General features: G+C 67.8%; 16 protein-coding genes and 4 tRNA genes. 13 read left to right on the plus strand and 7 right to left on the minus strand.

Translation table 11 applies throughout. The features are described from left to right. Nucleotides 1–291: 291 nt before the first annotated feature. The 5 genes from CTJ15_RS24050 to rlmB form a co-directional block, all read right to left on the minus strand. A complete protein-coding gene (locus CTJ15_RS24050; protein ID WP_193009633.1) occupies nucleotides 292–696 on the minus strand; it encodes a DUF6232 family protein in 405 nt (134 codons plus the stop codon). Nucleotides 697–780: 84 nt separating this feature from the next. Beyond that, on the minus strand, nucleotides 781–2,310 hold the full coding sequence (locus tag CTJ15_RS22520) for a DUF6538 domain-containing protein (protein ID WP_338129631.1): 1,530 nt from the start codon (nucleotides 2,308–2,310) through the stop codon (nucleotides 781–783). A gap of 106 nt (nucleotides 2,311–2,416) precedes the next feature. After that, a tRNA-Thr gene (locus tag CTJ15_RS22525) sits at nucleotides 2,417–2,491 on the minus strand. 125 nt (nucleotides 2,492–2,616) lie between these two features. Beyond that, on the minus strand, nucleotides 2,617–2,850 hold the full coding sequence (locus CTJ15_RS22530; RefSeq protein WP_226946033.1) for a hypothetical protein: 234 nt from the start codon (nucleotides 2,848–2,850) through the stop codon (nucleotides 2,617–2,619). Nucleotides 2,851–2,928: 78 nt separating this feature from the next. Further along, the gene (gene rlmB, locus CTJ15_RS22535) at nucleotides 2,929–4,074 is read right to left on the minus strand and encodes a 23S rRNA (guanosine(2251)-2'-O)-methyltransferase RlmB (protein WP_369923757.1); all 1,146 of its coding nucleotides are present in this window, start codon (nucleotides 4,072–4,074) and stop codon (nucleotides 2,929–2,931) included. 364 nt (nucleotides 4,075–4,438) lie between these two features. On the opposite strand from rlmB, the gene CTJ15_RS22540 reads away from it, so the two are divergent. The 6 genes from CTJ15_RS22540 (at nucleotide 4,439) to nusG (ending at nucleotide 7,131) form a co-directional block, all read left to right on the plus strand. After that, nucleotides 4,439–4,521 (plus strand) — tRNA-Tyr (locus tag CTJ15_RS22540). A gap of 24 nt (nucleotides 4,522–4,545) precedes the next feature. Next, nucleotides 4,546–4,619, plus strand: a tRNA-Gly gene (locus tag CTJ15_RS22545). 97 nt (nucleotides 4,620–4,716) lie between these two features. Further along, nucleotides 4,717–5,904 carry an elongation factor Tu gene (tuf, locus tag CTJ15_RS22550; protein WP_019463282.1) on the plus strand — a complete coding sequence of 396 codons (1,188 nt, stop codon included), beginning with the start codon at nucleotides 4,717–4,719 and terminating at the stop codon, nucleotides 5,902–5,904. Nucleotides 5,905–6,229: 325 nt separating this feature from the next. After that, nucleotides 6,230–6,306, plus strand: a tRNA-Trp gene (locus CTJ15_RS22555). A gap of 72 nt (nucleotides 6,307–6,378) precedes the next feature. Then, entirely contained in the window at nucleotides 6,379–6,573 is a 195-nt protein-coding gene (secE, locus tag CTJ15_RS22560; protein WP_019463441.1) for a preprotein translocase subunit SecE, read from the plus strand. 21 nt (nucleotides 6,574–6,594) lie between these two features. After that, nucleotides 6,595–7,131: a transcription termination/antitermination protein NusG gene (gene nusG / locus CTJ15_RS22565; RefSeq protein ID WP_019463442.1), complete on the plus strand. Its 537-nt coding sequence runs from the start codon at nucleotides 6,595–6,597 to the stop codon at nucleotides 7,129–7,131. Nucleotides 7,132–7,277: 146 nt separating this feature from the next. Here nusG and CTJ15_RS22570 read toward each other — a convergent pair whose 3' ends face one another. Together CTJ15_RS22570 and CTJ15_RS22575 are read right to left on the minus strand one after the other, a co-directional pair. Beyond that, nucleotides 7,278–8,558, minus strand: a complete 1,281-nt coding sequence (locus tag CTJ15_RS22570) for an OmpA family protein (protein ID WP_099782269.1) — start codon at nucleotides 8,556–8,558, stop codon at nucleotides 7,278–7,280. A gap of 188 nt (nucleotides 8,559–8,746) precedes the next feature. Then, a complete protein-coding gene (locus CTJ15_RS22575; protein ID WP_019462389.1) occupies nucleotides 8,747–9,796 on the minus strand; it encodes a glycosyltransferase family 4 protein in 1,050 nt (349 codons plus the stop codon). 356 nt (nucleotides 9,797–10,152) lie between these two features. Between CTJ15_RS22575 and CTJ15_RS22580 the strand changes: the two genes are divergently transcribed. The 7 genes from CTJ15_RS22580 (at nucleotide 10,153) to rpoB (ending at nucleotide 19,536) form a co-directional block, all read left to right on the plus strand. After that, on the plus strand, nucleotides 10,153–12,024 hold the full coding sequence (locus CTJ15_RS22580; RefSeq protein WP_099782043.1) for an ABC transporter ATP-binding protein: 1,872 nt from the start codon (nucleotides 10,153–10,155) through the stop codon (nucleotides 12,022–12,024). A 50-nt stretch (nucleotides 12,025–12,074) separates the two neighbouring features. Continuing rightward, the gene (locus CTJ15_RS22585; RefSeq protein ID WP_099782271.1) at nucleotides 12,075–12,539 is read left to right on the plus strand and encodes a DUF2062 domain-containing protein; all 465 of its coding nucleotides are present in this window, start codon (nucleotides 12,075–12,077) and stop codon (nucleotides 12,537–12,539) included. Nucleotides 12,540–12,680: 141 nt separating this feature from the next. Continuing rightward, nucleotides 12,681–13,115 (plus strand): 50S ribosomal protein L11, encoded by a 435-nt coding sequence (rplK, locus tag CTJ15_RS22590; RefSeq protein ID WP_019462392.1) that lies wholly within the window; start codon nucleotides 12,681–12,683, stop codon nucleotides 13,113–13,115. A gap of 4 nt (nucleotides 13,116–13,119) precedes the next feature. After that, complete coding sequence (gene rplA, locus CTJ15_RS22595; RefSeq protein WP_019462393.1) at nucleotides 13,120–13,812, plus strand: 50S ribosomal protein L1; 693 nt, start codon at nucleotides 13,120–13,122, stop codon at nucleotides 13,810–13,812. A gap of 291 nt (nucleotides 13,813–14,103) precedes the next feature. Next, nucleotides 14,104–14,628 (plus strand): 50S ribosomal protein L10, encoded by a 525-nt coding sequence (gene rplJ, locus CTJ15_RS22600; RefSeq protein WP_026033431.1) that lies wholly within the window; start codon nucleotides 14,104–14,106, stop codon nucleotides 14,626–14,628. An 88-nt stretch (nucleotides 14,629–14,716) separates the two neighbouring features. Beyond that, a complete protein-coding gene (rplL, locus tag CTJ15_RS22605) occupies nucleotides 14,717–15,097 on the plus strand; it encodes a 50S ribosomal protein L7/L12 (RefSeq protein WP_075821934.1) in 381 nt (126 codons plus the stop codon). 245 nt (nucleotides 15,098–15,342) lie between these two features. Next, the gene (rpoB, locus tag CTJ15_RS22610) at nucleotides 15,343–19,536 is read left to right on the plus strand and encodes a DNA-directed RNA polymerase subunit beta (RefSeq protein ID WP_099782044.1); all 4,194 of its coding nucleotides are present in this window, start codon (nucleotides 15,343–15,345) and stop codon (nucleotides 19,534–19,536) included. Nucleotides 19,537–19,598: the final 62 nt, after the last annotated feature.

Raw genomic sequence — 19,598 nt, forward strand, 5'->3', positions numbered from 1 at the left:
AAGCTATGGCGGGCATTCGTCCAGCGGGGGTTATCTCTCGGGCACGGGCTCGAATTCCAGCAGTCACTATTCCAGCGGCTATACGACCCGGAATGGCACATCTATTGCGCCCTATCACGCCACGAACCCCAACAGCACCCGCACGGATAACTATGAAGCGCGGGGTAACTACAATCCGTACAAGGGGACTTATGGGAATCGGTTGGTGGATCGGTAAAGCAGCATTAGACCAAGATTGGCAAAGGGGAAGGATCGCTTCCCCTGCGCCGGATGAGCAGCAGTAATTAAATTCTAGCCTCGGGCGATTACAGCCTGTTCGATGGCTAGCTTCACAGACTGCAAAAGGTTCTTGTCACGAGATTTTAGAGCTTGCTGATCGCCGCTTGCAGTTCTCAAAATCAGGATGGATGGCTTTGATTTGGCCCAATAGATAAACCCCGCTGCAATCGCAAATGAAATTATGCTGCCTGGGATGCCCTGTTTGTCTGTGAGGCCAATAAGACCTATTATAGCACACACAACGGCTAGAAAAATCAGCGTCTTAGGGTCGGACTTTCTGACAAGAACGCTACCTATCCCATTCACAGGGTATGTGGTGCCATCAATTTGTACCAGCGTCTTCGAAACAACCACATTGCCTGCCCTATAGATAATTTCGTCTGAGTAGCCCATGCTCGTATGCGAATCCGTTGCCAAGTCGTTATCTTAAGGTTGAATTGGAGCATCGGGAATGCCGATCTTGGCAGCGATTGTGTGATCAGGCTGATGAGGAGAGCCGCTCTAGGGCATTGAGGCCCGTTCAACCCCAGCCGGAAGCGGCACCAAAGAAATCTCTCGATACAGCCGCCCAAGGCCCTCTCCCTGCACACCATAGCTCCGGCCTACGGTCTTCCTGGCGTGGCCCACGATGGCGTCACGCTGGCTCTCCACGACCTCAGCGGCCCTTAGTTCATCCTCGAACCGATGGCGCCACGAGTGGTTCGGAGCCTTCTTCGGGTCCGTGATGCCCACCGTCTTCCGTACCCATTTGCCAATGGCGTTCCAGGCGCGACCGCCCCGGCTCCCGTATTTGTCGGTGATCTTGTCAGGGAACAGCGGCTCGCCCTTTCCGATGCCTTGAGCGTACCGGAGGAAGCCTTCGGCCTCCAAAGCTGGGTGGATGGGTACGTGCCGCGTCTGGCCATTCTTGACCCGTTTCCCGGCCTCAGGATCGGGCCTCACGACGATGTACCGGACCCCGGAGCGGTCATCCTTGCGGATGTCATCCCCGGTTAGCTGAAGGACCTCCCCGGCCCGCATTCCCGAGAAGGCCATAACCCAATGTGCCCACCGGAGGGACGGGCTGGTTTCTTCTCGCGCGGCATTCAGGATCGAAGCCGCCTCCTCATCCGAGAACGGGTATCGGTCAGCGCTGGCCTCCTTCGCGAGCCTGAGTTTCTCACAGGGGTTCGGCTCCGGCAGTAGGCCATCATCAATAGCCCGCTGAAGGACCCCTCTGACGAAGCTGAGGCGATTATTCCACGTATTGTTGGATAGCCCATCAGCCTTCAGGTGATCCCGCCAGCGCAGCAGGTCGGCACGGGTGAGGCGGGTGGCGTCATCGTGCCCAAGGAACCCTGCCAAGGACTTCAGAATGCCTTGGGTCTCATAGACGGAGCGCGGGTTGACCGTGGCGGTTAGCTTCCAGCGTTTCCAGGCATCATCGAAGGAGAGCCCTTGCAGTGGCGCGAGAGCGGGCAGGACCTCCACGGGCGGGAGAGCCTTTCGCGTGCTCTCGAACGGGGCGAGGGGGAGAGCAGCCCCTTGCACTCCTTGGCCCGCCAGTTCGGCTTGGAGGTAGGCGGTTCGGACCACACCAATCATCGCATGGAAGAGGAGCGGGCGGCTCTCCGGGGTAATGGCGTAATCCACCAGCCCTTCGGCCTCTTGGGCGTGCAACCGGATTCGCTCTCCGATACGCGATAGTGCCGCCGGGGTAGGGTCAGGGTCGTGGAGAGCTTCCAAGAGGTCGCCATCGGCGGTGCCCATGTCCAAGGGCGCCCCCTGAGCGATATGGGCCGCCCACCGTGCCGCCATCTCCCCAGCCTTCTCGGGTGTCAGGGTGATGGCACTGGCCGCCTTCTCCCATCCCGCCGTCATCTCAGCCCACCGCGCGAGCGCCCCAGGCCATGCCTCGCGGGCTCTGGCGTTGTCTTTGGTGCCGAGGCTCCACTTGACCATGGACCGTCCAGCCACCGCGACGAGATGCTGAGGAACGCGGGCGCGGAAGTGCAGAACCCCGGTGACAGGGTGCTTCCAAGGGCGGATCATCGCGAGAACGGCCAAGGCTCTGTGTACCTGCGCTGTGTACCACCAGGGCCACTGCAAGTCACTGATTTCGCCTAAGTCATTGAGCCACCTAACCCTTTGCCGGGCGTGGTGCCGGGTGAGGGATTTGAACCCCCGACCTTCTGATTACAAATCAGCTGCACTACCACTGTGCTAACCCGGCGATCCGGCGCAAAGGCCCGGGACTTTATTGATGGTCCCCATCCACCCGCCACGCGGAGGCGCTCGGTCGGGCGGGCGGGACACTAGACTGTGGCGCGATCCGTCTCAAGCCGGGTGGGCGCGCGGTCAGGCATGGCCGACCAGGGGCGAGACGGGCAGGCGGGTGGAGCGGATCGCGGCGGCGAAGAGCCGCAGCGCCGCCGGTCCGCCGCGATCGAGGAGATTGCCCAGCTCCATCTCGTCGGCCAGCAGCTCGGCCTGCCGCGCCAGGGTTTCGGAGGCCTGCCGCAGGGCCTCGCGCGACAGGGCGAGGTGCAGTTCGTCGTTCAGGCCCGGCATGCCCGGAATGCGATGTTCCACGGGGTTTGCCCCCCTTTCGTTTGAAGTGCCGGCGTGTCCTCTTGATACGGCCGCGCCGGCATTCTGCCGCCGGGCCGGTTAAGGCTCCGTGACCGGCGGCTTCGCCCGCGCGATCTCATAGAGGGCGACCGTGGCGGCGGCGGACACGTTCAGGCTTTCCATGGCCGGGGAGATCGGCAGGCGCACCAGCTCGTCGCAGTTCTCGCGCTGCAGGCGGCGCAGGCCGCTGTCCTCGGCGCCGAGCACGAGGGCCACGCGGCGGTCCCGGGGCGCAGCCTCGGCGAGGGTGCGGGTGGCATCGCCCGCGAGGCCCAGCACCCAGAAGCCCTTTGCCTGGAGCGCCTGGATGACGCGCGACAGGTTCACCTCGCGCACCACGGGCACGGTCTCCAGCGCGCCGGAGGCGGCGCGGGCCAGGGCGGCGGTTTCCGGCGGGGCGTGGCGGTCCTGCATCACCACGGCGGCGGCGCCGAAGGCGGCGGCGGAGCGCAGGATGGCGCCCACGTTGCGCGGGTCCGTCACCTGGTCGAGCAGGAGGACCGGACCGTCCGAGGCGGCGATGGCGGCATCCAGCCGGGCGGTGGGAAGGTTATGGACGAGCAGGGCGGCGCCCTGATGCACCGCGTCCTCGGGCAGGAAGGTGTTGAAGCGGGCGCGGTCCTCGACCCGTTCCGCGGGCAGGCGCCAGGGCTTGGGCAGGCGCTCGGCCAGACCGGCCTCGGCCTCCTGGGTCAGCAGCAGGCGGCGGAGCTGGCGGCGCGGATTCGCCAGCGCCGCCGAGACGGCGTGCAGGCCGTAGATCCAGAGCGTGCCGTTCTCCGGGCGCTCGGTGGGCTGGGCCGGGCGCGGCGCCTCGATGTGGTGGTGGAACACGCGCTCGGGGAAGCCGTCGCGCTCGGCGGGGCGGGGGGCGCCTGCCAGGGCTTCGGCGGGGGCGCGGCCGCGCGGGGGACGGAAGCTTCCTTCCGCGGGGAAACGGGCCTCCGCGCGGACTTCCGGGGCGTGGTCCGGGCGGGGCTGGCGCGGGTTCCGGCGGGGGTCCTTGCGGAGATCCTTGCCCAGGGCGGGGCGCGTCTCGCCGCCGGCCTCGGCCGGGAAGGGGCGCTGGCCGCGGCCCTCGGGATGCACCGGGCCGCGCGCCGCCGGCTTTCCCGGGAACCTCGTGGAGGACTTCGCCGGGGCGTGGCCGGCGGGCTTGCCGGTGGGTGTTCCGGCGGACTTCACAGGCGCCTTGCCGGCCGCCCTTCCGGCGGTGCCGGCGAATTTCGCGGAAGGCTTCCCGGAGGGGGCCCCATGGGCGGACGCCCCGGAAGGCTGCCCGGGAGTGCGGGGACGGGACGGGCTTTTGGGCGAGCCGGGACGGCGGGGCTTGGGCATGTTCCGGCATCCAGCAAATCGCGCCCCGCTTCACAAGGGCTTTGCGCGCGGGCCAGCCGGCGGCGGAGCGGCGGGAGCCATGTCCGGGTACGGGTTCGGGCGCATGGCCGGGTGCGTGCCCGGCCGGGCGGCGGATTCTTCCGGCGGGGGCAATTGACAGCCTGCCCGGGAACGCGATACCTCGGCGCCGCTCCCGCTGGGTCGGCCATGCGGAGGGGTGCCCGAGTGGCTAAAGGGGACGGACTGTAAATCCGTTGGCTAGCGCCTACGTTGGTTCGAATCCAACCCCCTCCATATTCACCCCGGTACATGCGGGGCGCGGGTGTAGCTCAATGGTAGAGCCCCAGCCTTCCAAGCTGGTTGTGCGGGTTCGATTCCCGTCACCCGCTCCATCTTCCCGTCACCTTTCAATCATGCAACTGCTGTCGGCTTTTCCGGGACCGGTTCTCACGCGACACGGGGCCCGGGACGACAGGCACGAGGACAGACATGGCGAAGGCGAAGTTCGAGCGGAACAAGCCGCACTGCAACATCGGCACGATCGGGCACGTTGACCACGGCAAGACGTCGCTGACGGCGGCGATCACGAAGGTGCTGGCGAAGTCTGGTGGGGCGTCGTTCACGGCGTACGACCAGATCGACAAGGCGCCGGAGGAGCGTGCGCGCGGGATCACGATCTCGACGGCGCATGTGGAGTACGAGACGGCGAACCGGCACTACGCGCACGTGGACTGCCCTGGCCACGCCGACTACGTGAAGAACATGATCACGGGTGCGGCGCAGATGGACGGCGCGATCCTGGTGGTGTCGGCGGCGGACGGTCCGATGCCGCAGACGCGCGAGCACATCCTGCTGGCGCGCCAGGTGGGCGTTCCGGCGCTGGTGGTGTTCCTGAACAAGATGGACCTGGCGGACCCCGACCTGGTGGAGCTGGTGGAGATGGAGGTGCGCGAGCTGCTGTCCTCCTACCAGTTCCCGGGCGACGACATTCCCATCGTGAAGGGCTCTGCGGTGGCGGCGCTGGAGGACAAGACGCCCGAGATCGGCGAGCAGGCGATCCTGCAGCTGATGGCGGAGGTGGACCGCTACATCCCGCAGCCGGAGCGTCCGAAGGACCTGCCGTTCCTGATGCCGATCGAGGACGTGTTCTCGATCTCGGGCCGCGGCACGGTGGTGACGGGGCGCGTGGAGCGTGGCATCGTGAAGGTGGGCGAGGAAGTCGAGATCGTGGGCCTGAAGGACACGGTCAAGACGACGGTGACGGGCGTGGAGATGTTCCGCAAGCTGCTGGACAGCGGCGAGGCGGGGGACAACATCGGCGCGCTGCTGCGCGGCACGAAGCGTGAGGACGTGGAGCGCGGGCAGGTGCTGGCCAAGCCGGGCTCGATCACGCCGCACACGCGCTTCAAGGCCGAGGCCTACATCCTGACCAAGGAAGAGGGCGGCCGGCACACGCCGTTCTTCACGAACTACCGTCCGCAGTTCTACTTCCGCACGACCGACGTGACGGGCGTGGTGAAGCTGCCGGAAGGCGTGGAGATGGTGATGCCGGGCGACAACGTGGCGATGGATGTCGAGCTGATCGCGCCGATCGCCATGGACCAGGGCCTGCGCTTCGCCATCCGCGAGGGCGGCCGCACCGTCGGCGCCGGCGTCGTCGCCTCCATCGAGAAGTAAGGCCCGGCGCCCCGGCCTCGTGCCGGGGATGGGTACGGAACGGCGGTCCGCAGCGATGCGGGCCGCCTTTTTTTCTGGCGCGGCGGCCGGGCCGGCCGGGCACCGCCCCGCCGCCTGGGCGCCGCGAATCCCGGTCCGGATGGGCCTTGCGGGAGGGATCGTAGCTTGTCCCAGGGATTCCCGCCGGGGCCGGCCGCGGCTCCTCCGAAGGCCCGGGCGGGCGGGGACGGGCGGGTTCTCCCGGTGCCGTGTTTTCCCTGTGCGGCCATCTCGACAGGACAGTTTGTCTATCCTATAGACCCGGCCTCACGGCGATGCCGCGTGCAGGGGCGTAGCTCAATTGGCTAGAGCGCCGGTCTCCAAAACCGGAGGTTGGGGGTTCGAGACCCTCCGCCCCTGCCACCGTCGCCATGCTTGATGAGGCGGGCGATGCCGGCGTCGGCACCGCCCTCGAAGTGTTGGAGAGGCCGGCCCTTGGCCAAGGTGAACCCTGTGCAGTATCTGCGCGACGTGCGGCAGGAAGTGGCGCGCGTCACCTGGCCCACCCGCAAGGAGACCCTGATCACCACGGGGCTGGTGCTGGCCCTGTCGGCCCTGGCGGCCGTGTTCTTCCTGGTGGTGGATCAGGTCATCCAGTTGGGGATGAGTGCGCTGTTCGGGTTCGGCTGAGGCGGATTGGGAGATTCGGTCATGGCCGGCATGAAGTGGTACGTCGTTCACGTCTATTCGGGCTTCGAGAAGAAGATCGCCCAGGCGATCAAGGAACAGGCCGTGCAGAAGGGGCTGGAGCACCTCTTCGGCGAGGTGCTCGTCCCGTCCGAGGAAGTGGTCGAGGTGCGCCGCGGGCAGAAAGTGAATGCCGAGCGCAAGTTCTTCCCCGGCTACGTGCTGGTGAAGATGGAGATGACGGACGACGCCTGGCACCTGGTGAAGGACACGCCCAAGGTCACCGGCTTCCTTGGCGCCCGCAACAAGCCCGCTCCCATTCCCGAATCCGAGGCGCAGCGGATGCTGCAGCAGGTACAGGAGAATGTGGAGAAGCCGCGCCGCCCCTCCGTGGTCTACGAGGTGGGCGAGCAGGTTCGCGTGGCGGACGGTCCCTTCACCAGCTTCAACGGCGTGGTGGAGGAAGTGGACGAGGAGCGCGGCCGGGTGAAGGTTTCGGTCTCCATCTTCGGCCGGGCCACCCCCGTGGAGCTGGAATACGGGCAGGTGGAGAAGGTCTGAGGGCCTCTCTCCTTTTCGTGGTTTTGCAGGGGGCGCCTTCGGGCGCCCTTTTTCGTGCCTGCCGTCCAGGGACGCGTGCAAAGAAGAAGGGCCGGTCCTCGCGGACCGGCCCCCTTCCCGAAGCGATGCCTGGAGCATCTGCGCGATCAGCGCAGGACGATCTCCACGCGGCGGTTCTGCGGCTCGCGCACGCCGTCGGCGGTCGGCACCAGCGGGCGGCTCTCGCCGAAGGCCTCGACCGTGATCTCCGAGCGCTGGATGCCCTGGCGCACCAGCTCGGCGGCCACGGCGTCGGCGCGGCGGCGCGACAGGCCCATGTTGTACTGCGGCGTGCCGGAGCGGTCGGCGTGGCCGGCCACCTCGATGCGGGTCGAACCCGTGCTACGCGCGTTCTGCGCCGCCTCGGCGATGATCTGCCGGGCACGGTCCGTCAGGTTGTAACGGTCCCAGTCGAAGAACACGAGGTAGGTGCGGGCGGCGGTCTGGGTCGGCGCCGGGGTGGGGGCCAAGGCGGCCACGGGCGCCGGCGGGGTCCACAGCGCGTAGCGCAGGCCCAGCATCGCGGAGTGGTTGAAGTTGTCGTACTTGATGTCGTAGGTGCGGTCGATCGAACGGCCGGCCGCGCTGGCTGTGACGGTGGTGGAGAGCCTGTTCGAGAGCGTGCCGAAGAAGCGGTACTCGGCCGTCACGGCGAGGCCGGGCACGGCGCGGACCGGGAAGGCCAGGCCGGCCATGGCCTGGTAGGCGAAGTCGCCATCCGTGTCGTCGCTGCGGACCTGGGCCCTGGCATTCAGGTCGCTGGTGTTGAGGTTGATCTGGGGGATGGCGTTGGCCGGCAGCTGCGCCCGCTGTTCCGCCGTCAGGTTGGCGAGGAAGCGGCTTTGCAGCTCGCTGTTGACACGGCTGACGACGCGGTCCGCCAGCCCGGCGGGCGCCGTGGCGTCGATGGAGCCGGACAGGCCGCGATGGCTGGTCCAGGCATAGCCGACGCCGACGCCGATATAGGGCATCAGGGCGCTGGACGAGATGCCGTAGCTGCTCAGGTCGAAATCGTAATAGGCATTCGCCATGATGCCGTAGGTATCGGCGCTGCCCTTGGCGCGCGGCAGGCGGTAGCCGGCGATCGTGTAGCGGTCGAGTTCGTTGGAGCGGTAGTTGCCCTCGATCTCCAGCCGCAGCCCATTGCCGAAGCCCCAGCCGACGCTGCCCAGCCCGGCCCAGCCCAGGTTGAAATCCGTGCGGATCTCGCGCGACAGGCCGCTCTGGGCCAGGGTGCGGCCGATTGCGCCGCCGATATTGCCGCTGTTGGGGTCATGGAAGTTCAGGCCGGCGGCGCCGCCCAGATAGAGGCCGGTTACGGGCTGCGCCAGGGCGGCGCCGGGGGCCAGGAAAAGCGTCGAGCATAGAAGACGTCGCCAGAAGGCCATGAAGGCTCCCTTCAGCGGCATAGCCACTGGTTGGTTGTGATGCGGCAATTACAACCATGAAGGGATGTGTCTTTGAAATACACGCCTTGATAGAAAGCGTTAAGGAAACGACCCGCCGGGCATCTGTCACGGAGGAGTGATGCTTTCGGGGAACACCTTCCCCGACGGGGAAGGTGTTCCGGGACCGTTCAGACCACGCGCAGGAGGGGGCGCGCGGTGCGGGCCAGGCTCTGGTAGAGGCTGACATAGTCCTCCGCCATGCGGCGGGCGGTAAAGCGCTCCTCGAAGCGACGGCGGATTCGCGCGCGGGAGAGCTCCGGCAGACGCCGGATGGCGGCGACGGCCTCTTCCTCGTTCTGGACGATGAAGCCGGTGACCCCGTCCTCGATCACCTCCGGCACGGAGCCGTGGTTGTAGGCGATGACGGGGGTGCCGCAGGCCATGGCCTCGATCATCACCAGGCCGAAGGGCTCGGGCCAGTCGATCGGGACGAGGAGCGCCCGGGCGCCGGACAGGAAGTCCGGCTTCTGCCCGTCACAGATCTCGCCGATGAACTCGACATGCACCTGGGCGACCAGGGGCTCGATGTGCTGCGCATAGTATTCCGCGTCGGCCTTGTCGACCTTGGCGGCGATCTTCAGCGGCAGGCCGGCTTCGGCGGCGATGCGGATGGCGCGGTCCGGGCGCTTCTCCGGCGCGATGCGGCCGAGGAAGGCGAGGTAGCCGGGCTCCGCGTCACGTGGGGTGAGCAGGTCCTTCGGCAGGCCGTGGTGGATGGTGGCGGCCCAGCCGGCCTGGGGCAGCGGGGCACGCTGAGAGTCGGAGATCGAGACCACCGGCGCGTCCGGGAAGGCGTCGAAGATCGGGCCCAGCTCCGGCAGGTCGAGGCGGCCGTGCAGGGTCGTCACCCAGGGCACCTCCTGCCGGCTGAACAGGGAGAAGGGCAGGTAGTCCAGGTGGAAGTGCAGCAGGTCGAACTCATGGGCGCGGCGCAGGACCTGTTCCAGCATCAGGGCATGGGGGGCCATGGGGTCGCGGACCGAGGGATCGAGGCGCAGGGCCTGGGGCCGCATGGGGACAAGCGTGGCGCTGGTCTGGGAATCGCCGCTGGCGAAGAGCGTCACGTCATGGCCCAGGGCCACCAGTTCCTCGGTCAGGAACGAGACGACACGCTCCGTGCCACCATAGCGCTTCGGCGGAACGGCTTCGTACAACGGGGCGATCTGCGCGATACGCATTCCGGTGGCTCTCCTTCTCGTGGCTTCAGGGACATCCTCCCTTCCGGATCCCGGACTGCCCCCCGTTTGTGTCCATTTCGGGGGTTTTTCGGGGGGCTTTCGTGGTGGCTCCCGCCCGGATGGTCCCCTCCGCGCCGCTGCCCGGGCAGGACCTGACCCCACCAACGATTTAACTGTGACCGGAATGGGGCAGCCGTACCAAAACTCCGCCAGAAACCAGGGCTGAACTCAGCGTTGTTAGTTTCACACCACGATCCGCTGGCGGGGTTCCCGTTGCTCCGGGTGCCCCGAACCGCAGGCAGGGAGGACGGGGTCCGAGACACGGTGTCGTGACCCGTTTCGGGAAGGGAGGCTTCATGGCCGATCTCCGAGTCATCAAGAACATGCAGGCGCCCCGGGGCACCTTTCCGGGGCCCTCCGCGGAGGCCGAGGCGGAGGGAACGGAGGCGCTGCTGCGCTACCAGACCCGGCCCATGGGCTTTCTGTTCCGCTACATCCGGAAACGCGGGCCGGCGCATGCCATGGTGCTGCTCTCGGTGGTGCTGGCCGTGGCCTGTTCCGTGGGCACGCAATACGCCATGAAGGGACTGGTGGACGCAATGTCCGGCGGGCCCGCCGCCATGGCGGCGGTCTGGGTGGCGCTGGCGATGCTGGGCGCGGTGATCGCCGCCGACAACCTGCTGTGGCGGGTGGGCGGCTGGATCTCCACCACCGCCTTCACGGGGGTGACGGGGGACCTGCGGAGCGACCTGTTCCGCCACCTCTCCGGCCATGCACCGGATTATTTCGTGGACCGTTCGCCGGGCGTACTGGCCAGCCGGATCAGCGCGACCTCGAACGCCGCCTGGACGGTGATCTCCACCTTCACGTGGAACACGCTGCCGCCGACCATCGCGGTGATCTTCTCGATCGCCCTGCTGGCCAGCGTGGACGTGTCCATGGCGCTGGTGATCGTGAGCATCGCCGGCGGGATGGCCTATCTGCTGACGCGGCTGGCGGCGAAGGGCAGGCCGCTGCACATGGACTATGCCGAGAAGGCCGCCGCCGTGGATGGCGAGCTGGTCGATGTCGTGCAGAACATGAACATCGTGCGGGCCTTCGGCTCCATCCTGCGGGAAAGGGCGCGCTTCGCCCGGCAGGTGCAGAGCGAGGTGAACGCCCGCAAGCGCAGCCTGCGCTACATCGAGAAGCTGCGGCTGGCCCATGCGGTGATGACCGCGGCGCTGACCATCGGGCTGTTGTTCTGGGCGATCAGCCTGTGGCAGGCCGGGCGGGCCAGCACGGGCGATGTGGTGATGATCTGCTCGCTGGGCTTCACCATCCTGCACGGGACGCGCGACCTGGCGGTGGCTCTGGTGGAGATGACCCAGCACGTGGCGCGGCTGTCCGAGGCGGTGTCCACCCTGCTGGTGCCGCATGCCCTGCCGGATGCCAAGGATGCACGGCCGCTGCGGGTGCGCGGCGGGCGGATCGACTTCCACGACGTGCGCTTCTCCTATCCGGGGCGCGGGCCGGTGCTGCGGGGCTTCGACCTCGCCATCCAGCCGGGCGAGCGGATCGGGCTGGTCGGGCGCTCGGGCGCCGGCAAGTCCACCGTGCTGACGCTGTTGCAGCGCTTCACCAAGGCGCAGGGCGGGCAGGTGCTGATCGACGGGCAGGAGATCGGGGCGGTGACGCAGAAGAGCCTGTCCGACGCCATCGCGGTGGTGCCGCAGGACGTGTCGCTGTTCCAGCGCTCGATCCTGGAGAACATCCGCTACGGCAAGCCGGAGGCGACGGACGAGGAGGTGCTGGCGGCGGCCGAGGCGGCCAATTGCCGGGACTTCATCGAGGCGCTGCCGGAGGGCTTCGGCACCGAGGTCGGCCAGCGGGGCGTGCGGCTGTCCGGCGGGCAGAGGCAGCGGCTGGCGATCGCCCGGGCGTTGCTGAAGGACGCGCCGATCCTGTTGCTGGACGAGGCGACCTCCGCGCTGGACAGCGAGTCCGAGGTGGCGGTGCAGACCGCGCTGGAGCGGCTGATGCAGGGGCGGACGGTGATCGCCGTGGCGCACCGGCTGGCGACGCTGCAGAATTTCGACCGGATCGTGGTCATGGATGCCGGCAAGGTGGTCGAGCATGGCGCGCCGGACGTGCTGGCGCGGCAGGCGGGCATCTACCGCGACCTGCTGACCACCCAGGGCATGCTGGCCGCGGGGGCGCCGGCCGAGAAGGTCAGCGCCGCGGCCTGAGGCTGGGTGTGGCGATGATCGGCGCCCGCCTGCGGAGCCTGCGCCATCGGATGGAGGAGGGATGGGAGAAGATCCTTTCCTCCCCGGGCGGGCCGGGCAGGGTGGCCCGGGGGATCGGAGCCGGAGCCTTCGCGGCCATGTTGCCCGCCTTCGGGCTGCATCTCGTGCTGGCGGCCGTGCTGGGGTTCCTGCTGCGGGGCAGCATGGCAGCGGCGGGGGCGACCTGCGTGCTGCTGGGCAACCCGCTGACCCATGCCCTGCTGATCCCGACGGAATTCGCGCTGGGCCGCTTCGTGCTGCAACGTGAGGTCCACTCCCCGGTGCATTCCCCCGGCTTTGCCGGACACCTGCGGCTCGGCCACTGGCTGGAACTGGGGCTGCCCGCCTTGGAGGAACTGCTGGTGGGCGGCGTGCTGATCGGCATTCCGGTCGGGCTGGCCGCTTGGTTCGTGGCGCGCCGGGTGCTGTTGCGCCGGGCGGCGGCCCAGGGCGCTGGAGCCGTATCGCGGGGCTGACCTGCGTCGCCGGATGGATTCGGCAATGGACAGGGCGCGCGGGCGGGTGTAGAGGCCGCCCCTCACTCGCACCGATGGACGCGGGAGGCCCAGCCATGGGCCGCCCTACCGCGCGCCCCCGGTTCCTGGGGATGGAGTATCATGGCTAAGAAGATCGTCGGCTACATCAAGCTGCAGATCCCGGCCGGCAAGGCGAACCCGTCGCCGCCGGTCGGCCCCGCGCTGGGTCAGCGCGGCCTGAACATCATGCAGTTCGTCAAGGAGTTCAACGCGGCGACGCAGCAGATGGAGCCCGGCACCCCGACGCCGGTCGTCATCACCGCGTATTCCGACCGCACCTTCTCCTTCATCACGAAGACCCCGCCCAACACCTACTTCCTGCTGAAGGCGGCGAAGCTGGACAAGGGCTCGCAGACTCCCGGCAAGGGTGGCGCGGTGGGCCGCGTGACCAAGTCGCAGCTGCGCGAGATCGCGGCGGTGAAGATGAAGGACATGAACTGCCAGGACGTGGAGGCCGCGGTGAGCATGCTCGCCGGTTCCGCCCGTTCCATGGGCATGATCGTGGCGGAGGGCTGAACCGATGGCCGGCAAGCGTCTGAAGAAGCTCGTCGAGGGTCTGGACCTCGAGAAGTCCTACGCGCTGGAGGAGGCGATCCGCCTCGCCAAGGCGAATGCGACCGCCAAGTTCGACGAGACCGTCGAGATCTCGATGAACCTGGGCATCGACCCGCGCCATGCGGACCAGATGGTCCGTGGTGTGGTCGGCCTGCCGAACGGCACCGGCAAGACGGTGCGCGTGGGTGTCTTCGCCCGCGGTCCCAAGGCCGAGGAGGCCCAGGCGGCCGGTGCGGACGTGGTGGGCGCCGAGGACCTGGCCGAGCAGGTGCAGGCGGGCAACATCAATTTCGACCGCTGCATCGCGACCCCGGACATGATGGCCCTGGTGGGGCGCCTGGGTAAGATCCTGGGCCCGCGCGGCCTGATGCCGAACCCGAAGCTCGGCACCGTGACCATGGACGTCAAGGGCGCCGTGACGGCGGCCAAGGCGGGCCAGGTGGAGTTCCGCGCCGAGAAGGCCGGCATCGTGCATGCCGGCATCGGCAAGGCCTCCTTCGAGGAGGGCAAGCTGCTGGAGAACGCGCGCGCCTTCATCGATGCGATCCAGAAGGCCCGTCCGACGGGTGCCAAGGGAACCTATGTGAGGAAGGTCGCCCTGAGCTCCTCCATGGGCCCGGGCCTGAAGGTGGACGTGGCCTCGCTGGCCTCCGCCTAAGAGATACGCCTTCCTCTCGAAGGGGAGGGCGGACAGGGCGGGGCCTTCGGGACCCGCCCGAACCTGTCGGAAACCGTAGGTGGCCCATCCGGGCCTTGATGCGGCCAGGCCGCGCCAACGGTAGACGGGGCGTCAAATCGATCTGTTTCCCGGGGCCCGAGGGCACCGGGCAAGGCTCGGCTTGGCTTTCCGGCTTACTGGCAGGCGAAGAGGGTGCGGCGGGTGCCGTGCCCTCGCGTGAACCGCCGGAGCCCTTCCAAAAGGCTTTCCGGCTTTCGTTTGGAGACGGAGTTGGACCGTACGGAGAAGCGCGAGTTCGTCGCGACCCTCGCCGGCGTGTTCGCCGAGACCTCCTTCGTCCTGGTCGCCCAGAACAAGGGCATGACCGTGGCCGAGGTGAGCGAGCTGCGGCGTCGCATGCGCGGTGCGGGCGCGACCTACAAGGTCGCGAAGAACCGCCTGGCCGGCCTCGCCCTCGACGGAACCCGCTTCCAGGGCATCCAGCCGCTGCTGAAGGGTCCGACCGCGCTTGCGTGGTCGAAGGACCCGGTGGCCGTGGCGAAGACCGCCGTGGAATTCGCCAAGACGAACGATAAGTTCGTGATCCTGGGTGGTGCCCTCGGCACGCAGACCCTGGCCCTGGACGGGGTCAAGGCACTGGCCGAGCTGCCCTCCCTGGAAACGCTGCGTGCGCAGCTCGTGGGTCTCATCCAGACCCCGGCGACGCGCATCGCAGGCGTGCTGCAGGCTCCGGCCGGGCAGCTGGCGCGGGTGTTCGGGGCGTATGCCAAGAAGGACGAGGCGGAAGCCGCCTAACGCGTACCGGCCTGTCCGGTTGCCGCAAGGGCGCCGGGCGGGTCTTGCAAAGACCAAGCCAAGCCACTAGATCGAAGGACATACGAATATGGCTGATCTCGCCAAGCTGGTTGACGAGCTGTCGACCCTCACGGTTCTCGAGGCCGCTGAGCTTTCCAAGATGCTCGAGGAGAAGTGGGGCGTTTCCGCCGCTGCGCCGGTTGCCGTGGCTGCCGCCCCGGCCGTTGGTGGCGCCGCTGCCGCCCCTGCCGAGGAGCAGACCGAGTTCACCGTGACCCTGGCCTCCGCCGGCGACAAGAAGATCAACGTCATCAAGGAGATCCGCACGATCACCGGTCTCGGCCTGAAGGAGGCCAAGGATCTGGTCGAGGGCGCGCCGAAGGTGATCAAGGAGGCCGCGTCCAAGGACGAGGCCGAGAAGATCAAGAAGGTGCTCGAGGAGAACGGTGCCAAGGTTGAGGTCAAGTAAGACCTTTCAACCGGCACGCTGCCGGGGCTACGGTGCCGGCGGCGGACTGAGTATTTGAGCGGTAGGGGCGGAATTCCGAAGACAGTCGGAGTCCCGCCCTTGCCTGCGTTTCCCTGGACCAGTCCCTGTCGCGGGCTGGTCCTGGCAAACGCGGGGCACGACACAGGTGCACCCCGGCCGGGGGGAGGGGGCGTCCCAGGACGCCACCTTGGCCCCGGCCGGAGACAGAAGGAAGCAGGGCGCGCATGAACGCTATCGCAAAGTCGTTCGGGGGCAAGGGGCTGACTGGCCGGAAGCGCATCCGCAAATCCTTCGGGCGGCTGCCCGAAGTGGCGCCGATGCCGAACCTGATCGACGTGCAGCGGGCCTCCTACGAGGCCTTCCTCCAGATGGGCGTGGACCCGGATGTCCGGAGCCAGGCCGGGCTGCAGGAAGTGTTCAAGTCCGTGTTCCCGATCGACGATTTCGCGGGGCGCGGCCGGCTGGAGTTCGTGCAGTACGAGCTCGAGGAGCCGAAATACGATGTCGAGGAGTGCATGCAGCGCGGCCTGACCTTTGCCGCGCCGCTGAAGGTCCGCCTGCGCCTGATCGTCTGGGACATCGACGAGGACACCGGTTCCCGCTCCGTCCGCGACATCAAGGAGCAGGATGTCTACATGGGCGACATGCCGCTCATGACGGACAACGGCACCTTCATCATCAACGGCACCGAGCGCGTCATCGTCTCGCAGATGCACCGTTCGCCGGGCGTCTTCTTCGACCATGACAAGGGCAAGACGCATTCCAGCGGCAAGTACCTCTTCGCCGCGCGCGTGATCCCCTATCGCGGCTCCTGGCTCGACTTCGAGTTTGATGCCAAGGACATCTGCTATGTCCGCATCGACCGGAAGCGCAAGCTGCCGGCCTCGACGCTGCTCTATGCGCTGGATTCCTCGCGCACCGAGGCGCTGCGGGCCGAGCGGCAGGGCGACCTCGACTCTTCCGAGGTGCGGGGCATGGATGCCGAGGAGATCCTCGGCACCTTCTACGGCAAGGTGGTGTTCACGCGCGGCCCCAAGGGCTGGTCGCGTCCCTTCGTGCCGGAGAGCTTCCGCGGCGTGAAGCTGCTGGAGGATCTGGTCGACGCCGACAGCGGCAAGACGGTCGCGACGCGCGACACCAAGATGACGCCGCGCCTGGCCCGCAAGATCGCCGAGGAGGGGACCAGGGAGGTCCTGGTCGGCCGGGTGGACCTGATCGGCCGCTTCCTGTCCGATGACTTGGTGGACCTCAACACCGGCGAGATCCATGGCGAGGCCGGCGAGGAGCTGACCGAGGCGAAGCTGACCGCCATCGAGGATGCGGGCTATGACAGCCTGCCGACGCTGGCCATCGACCAGCAGGTCGGCCCCTGGATGCGCAACACGATCGCGGTGGACAAGGCCACCAACCGCGACGAGGCGCTGATGGACATCTATCGCGTCATGCGGCCGGGCGAGCCGCCGACGCCGGAGACGGCCGAGGCGCTGTTCCGTGGCCTGTTCTTCGATCCGGAGCGCTATGACCTCTCGGCCGTGGGCCGGGTGAAGATGAACATGCGCCTGGGCTTCAGCCTGCAGGAGGTGCCCGACACGCAGCGGACGCTGCGCAAGCAGGACATCCTGGCGACGCTGAAGACCCTGCTGGAGCTGAAGGACGGCAAGGGCCAGATCGACGACATCGACAACCTCGGCAACCGCCGGGTGCGTTCGGTCGGCGAGCTGATGGAGAACCAGTACCGCGTCGGCCTGCTGCGGATGGAGCGCGCGATCAAGGAGCGGATGGGGTCGGTCGACATCGACACCGTGATGCCGCACGACCTGATCAACGCGAAGCCGGCGGCGGCGGCGGTGCGGGAGTTCTTCGGCTCCTCGCAGCTGTCGCAGTTCATGGACCAGACCAACCCGCTCTCCGAGGTGACGCACAAGCGCCGCCTGAGCGCGCTTGGCCCGGGCGGCCTGACGCGCGAGCGCGCGGGCTTCGAGGTGCGCGACGTGCACCCGACGCATTACGGCCGCATCTGCCCGATCGAGACGCCGGAAGGCCCGAATATCGGCCTGATCAACAGCCTCGCCACCTTCGCCAAGGTGAACAAGTACGGCTTCATCGAGACGCCGTACCAGATGGTGCAGGACGGCAAGATCGTCGGCGAGCCGCGCTACCTCTCCGCCATGGAGGAGGAGAAGCTCGTGGTCGCCCAGGCGGATGCCGAGGTGGACCGTGACACGGGCGAGTTCCGCTCCGAGCTGGTGAGCGTGCGCCAGAGCGGCGACTTCCGGCTGGTGAAGCCCGAGGAGGTGACGGCGATCGACGTGTCGCCGAAGCAGCTCGTCTCGGTGGCCGCGGCGCTGATCCCGTTCCTGGAGAACGACGACGCCAACCGCGCGCTCATGGGCTCGAACATGATGCGGCAGGCGGTGCCGCTGGTGAAGTCGGACGCGCCGCTGGTGGGCACGGGCATGGAGGCCGCGGTGGCGCGGGATTCCGGCGCGACCATCGTGGCCCGGCGCGACGGCGTCATCGACAGCATCGACGGCGCGCGCATCGTGGTGCGGGCGACGGCCGAGGACGGCACGACCAAGGGTGTGGACATCTACCGCCTGCGGAAGTTCCAGCGTTCCAACCAGAGCACCTGCATCAACCAGCGCCCGCTGGTGAAGGTGGGCGACCGGGTGCAGGCGGGCGACATCATCGCCGACGGCCCTTCCACGGAGCTGGGCGAGCTGGCGCTGGGCCGCAACGTCATGTGCGCCTTCATGCCCTGGAACGGCTACAACTTCGAGGACTCGATCCTCATCTCCGAGCGGATCGCGCGGGACGACGTGTTCACGTCGATCCATATCGACGAGTTCGAGGTGATGGCCCGCGACACCAAGCTGGGCCAGGAGGAGATCACCCGCGACATCCCGAATGTCGGCGAGGAGGCCCTGCGCAACCTCGACGAGGCGGGCATCGTCTATGTCGGTGCCGAGGTGAACCCGGGCGACATCCTGGTCGGCAAGGTGACGCCAAAGGGCGAGAGCCCGATGACGCCGGAGGAGAAGCTGCTCCGCGCCATCTTCGGCGAGAAGGCCTCCGATGTGCGCGACACCTCGCTGCGCCTGCCGCCAGGTGTCTCGGGCACGATCGTGGACGTGCGCGTCTTCTCCCGCCGCGGCGTGGACAAGGACGAGCGCGCCATGGCGATCGAGCGCGCCGAGATCGAGCGGCTGGCCAAGGACCGCGATGACGAGCGGGCCATCCAGGAGCGTTCGTTCCACTCGCGGCTGCGCGAGAAGCTGCTGAACCGCAAGGCGTCGGGCGGCTTCCGGGGCGTCAAGGCGGGCACGGTCATCACCGACGAGGTGCTGAACGAGTTCGCCAAGGTGACATGGCGCCAGATCGGCGTGGCCGACGACGCGGTGATGGCGGAGATCGAGGCGCTGAAGCGCGAGTTCGACGCCGCCGTGGAGCGCCTGCAGAAGCGCTTCGAGAGCAAGGTCGAGAAGCTGCAGCGCGGCGACGAGCTGCCGCCCGGCGTGATGAAGATGGTCAAGGTCTTCGTCGCGGTGAAGCGGAAGCTGCAGCCGGGCGACAAGATGGCCGGCCGCCACGGCAACAAGGGCGTGGTCTCCCGCGTCGTGCCGATCGAGGACATGCCGTTCCTCGAGGATGGACGCGCGGTGGATCTGGTGCTGAACCCGCTGGGCGTGCCGTCGCGCATGAACATCGGCCAGATCCTGGAGACGCATCTGGGCTGGGCCTGCGCCAACCTGGGCCGCCAGGTGGGCGAGCTGGTGGAGGACTATCGCCGGGCGGGTGCTGCGCGCGACGCGCTGGTCGCCAAGCTGCGCGAGGTCTATGGCGACGAGATCGTCGACGAGCAGGTCGCGGAGATGACCGAGGACCAGCTCATCGAGCTCGGCGACAACCTGTCGAAGGGCATTCCCATCGCGACGCCGGTCTTCGACGGTGCGCGCATCTCCGACATCGAGACGATGCTGGTGAAGGCGGGGATGCCGACCTCCGGGCAGATGCAGCTGATCGACGGGCGTTCGGGCGAGCCGTTCGAGCGCAAGACGACGGTCGGCTACATCTACATGCTGAAGCTGCACCACCTGGTGGACGACAAGATCCACGCCCGTTCCATCGGCCCCTACTCGCTCGTCACCCAGCAGCCGCTGGGTGGCAAGGCGCAGTTCGGCGGCCAGCGCTTCGGCGAGATGGAGGTCTGGGCGCTGGAAGCCTATGGCGCCGCCTATACGCTGCAGGAGATGCTGACGGTGAAGTCGGACGATGTGTCCGGCCGCACCAAGGTCTATGAGGCGATCGTCCGCGACCAGGACAGCTTCGAGGCCGGCATCCCCGAGAGCTTCAACGTTCTGACCAAGGAGCTGAAGAGCCTGGGCCTGAACGTGGACCTCGAGAACCGCGACAACTGAGCCACTGAGAGGATCGCGCCGGCCCCCGCCAGCGGGGCCGGCCGCTGATTTCGCGGCGGCGC

The organism is Roseomonas sp. FDAARGOS_362 (assembly GCF_002754815.1).
In the GTDB taxonomy this organism is placed as follows: domain Bacteria; phylum Pseudomonadota; class Alphaproteobacteria; order Acetobacterales; family Acetobacteraceae; genus Roseomonas; species Roseomonas mucosa.

Excerpts from the sequence above, each read along its gene's own strand:
- CTJ15_RS22520 (WP_338129631.1), bottom strand. The coding sequence starts at position 2,310 with ATGATCCGCCCTTGGAAGCACCCTGTCACCGGGGTTCTGCACTTCCGC.
- tuf (WP_019463282.1), top strand. The coding sequence starts at position 4,717 with ATGGCGAAGGCGAAGTTCGAGCGGAACAAGCCGCACTGCAACATCGGC.
- nusG (WP_019463442.1), top strand. The coding sequence starts at position 6,595 with ATGGCCGGCATGAAGTGGTACGTCGTTCACGTCTATTCGGGCTTCGAG.
- CTJ15_RS22570 (WP_099782269.1), bottom strand. The coding sequence starts at position 8,558 with ATGGCCTTCTGGCGACGTCTTCTATGCTCGACGCTTTTCCTGGCCCCC.
- CTJ15_RS22575 (WP_019462389.1), bottom strand. The coding sequence starts at position 9,796 with ATGCGTATCGCGCAGATCGCCCCGTTGTACGAAGCCGTTCCGCCGAAG.
- CTJ15_RS22580 (WP_099782043.1), top strand. The coding sequence starts at position 10,153 with ATGGCCGATCTCCGAGTCATCAAGAACATGCAGGCGCCCCGGGGCACC.
- CTJ15_RS22585 (WP_099782271.1), top strand. The coding sequence starts at position 12,075 with ATGGAGGAGGGATGGGAGAAGATCCTTTCCTCCCCGGGCGGGCCGGGC.
- rplK (WP_019462392.1), top strand. The coding sequence starts at position 12,681 with ATGGCTAAGAAGATCGTCGGCTACATCAAGCTGCAGATCCCGGCCGGC.
- rplA (WP_019462393.1), top strand. The coding sequence starts at position 13,120 with ATGGCCGGCAAGCGTCTGAAGAAGCTCGTCGAGGGTCTGGACCTCGAG.
- rplL (WP_075821934.1), top strand. The coding sequence starts at position 14,717 with ATGGCTGATCTCGCCAAGCTGGTTGACGAGCTGTCGACCCTCACGGTT.
- rpoB (WP_099782044.1), top strand. The coding sequence starts at position 15,343 with ATGAACGCTATCGCAAAGTCGTTCGGGGGCAAGGGGCTGACTGGCCGG.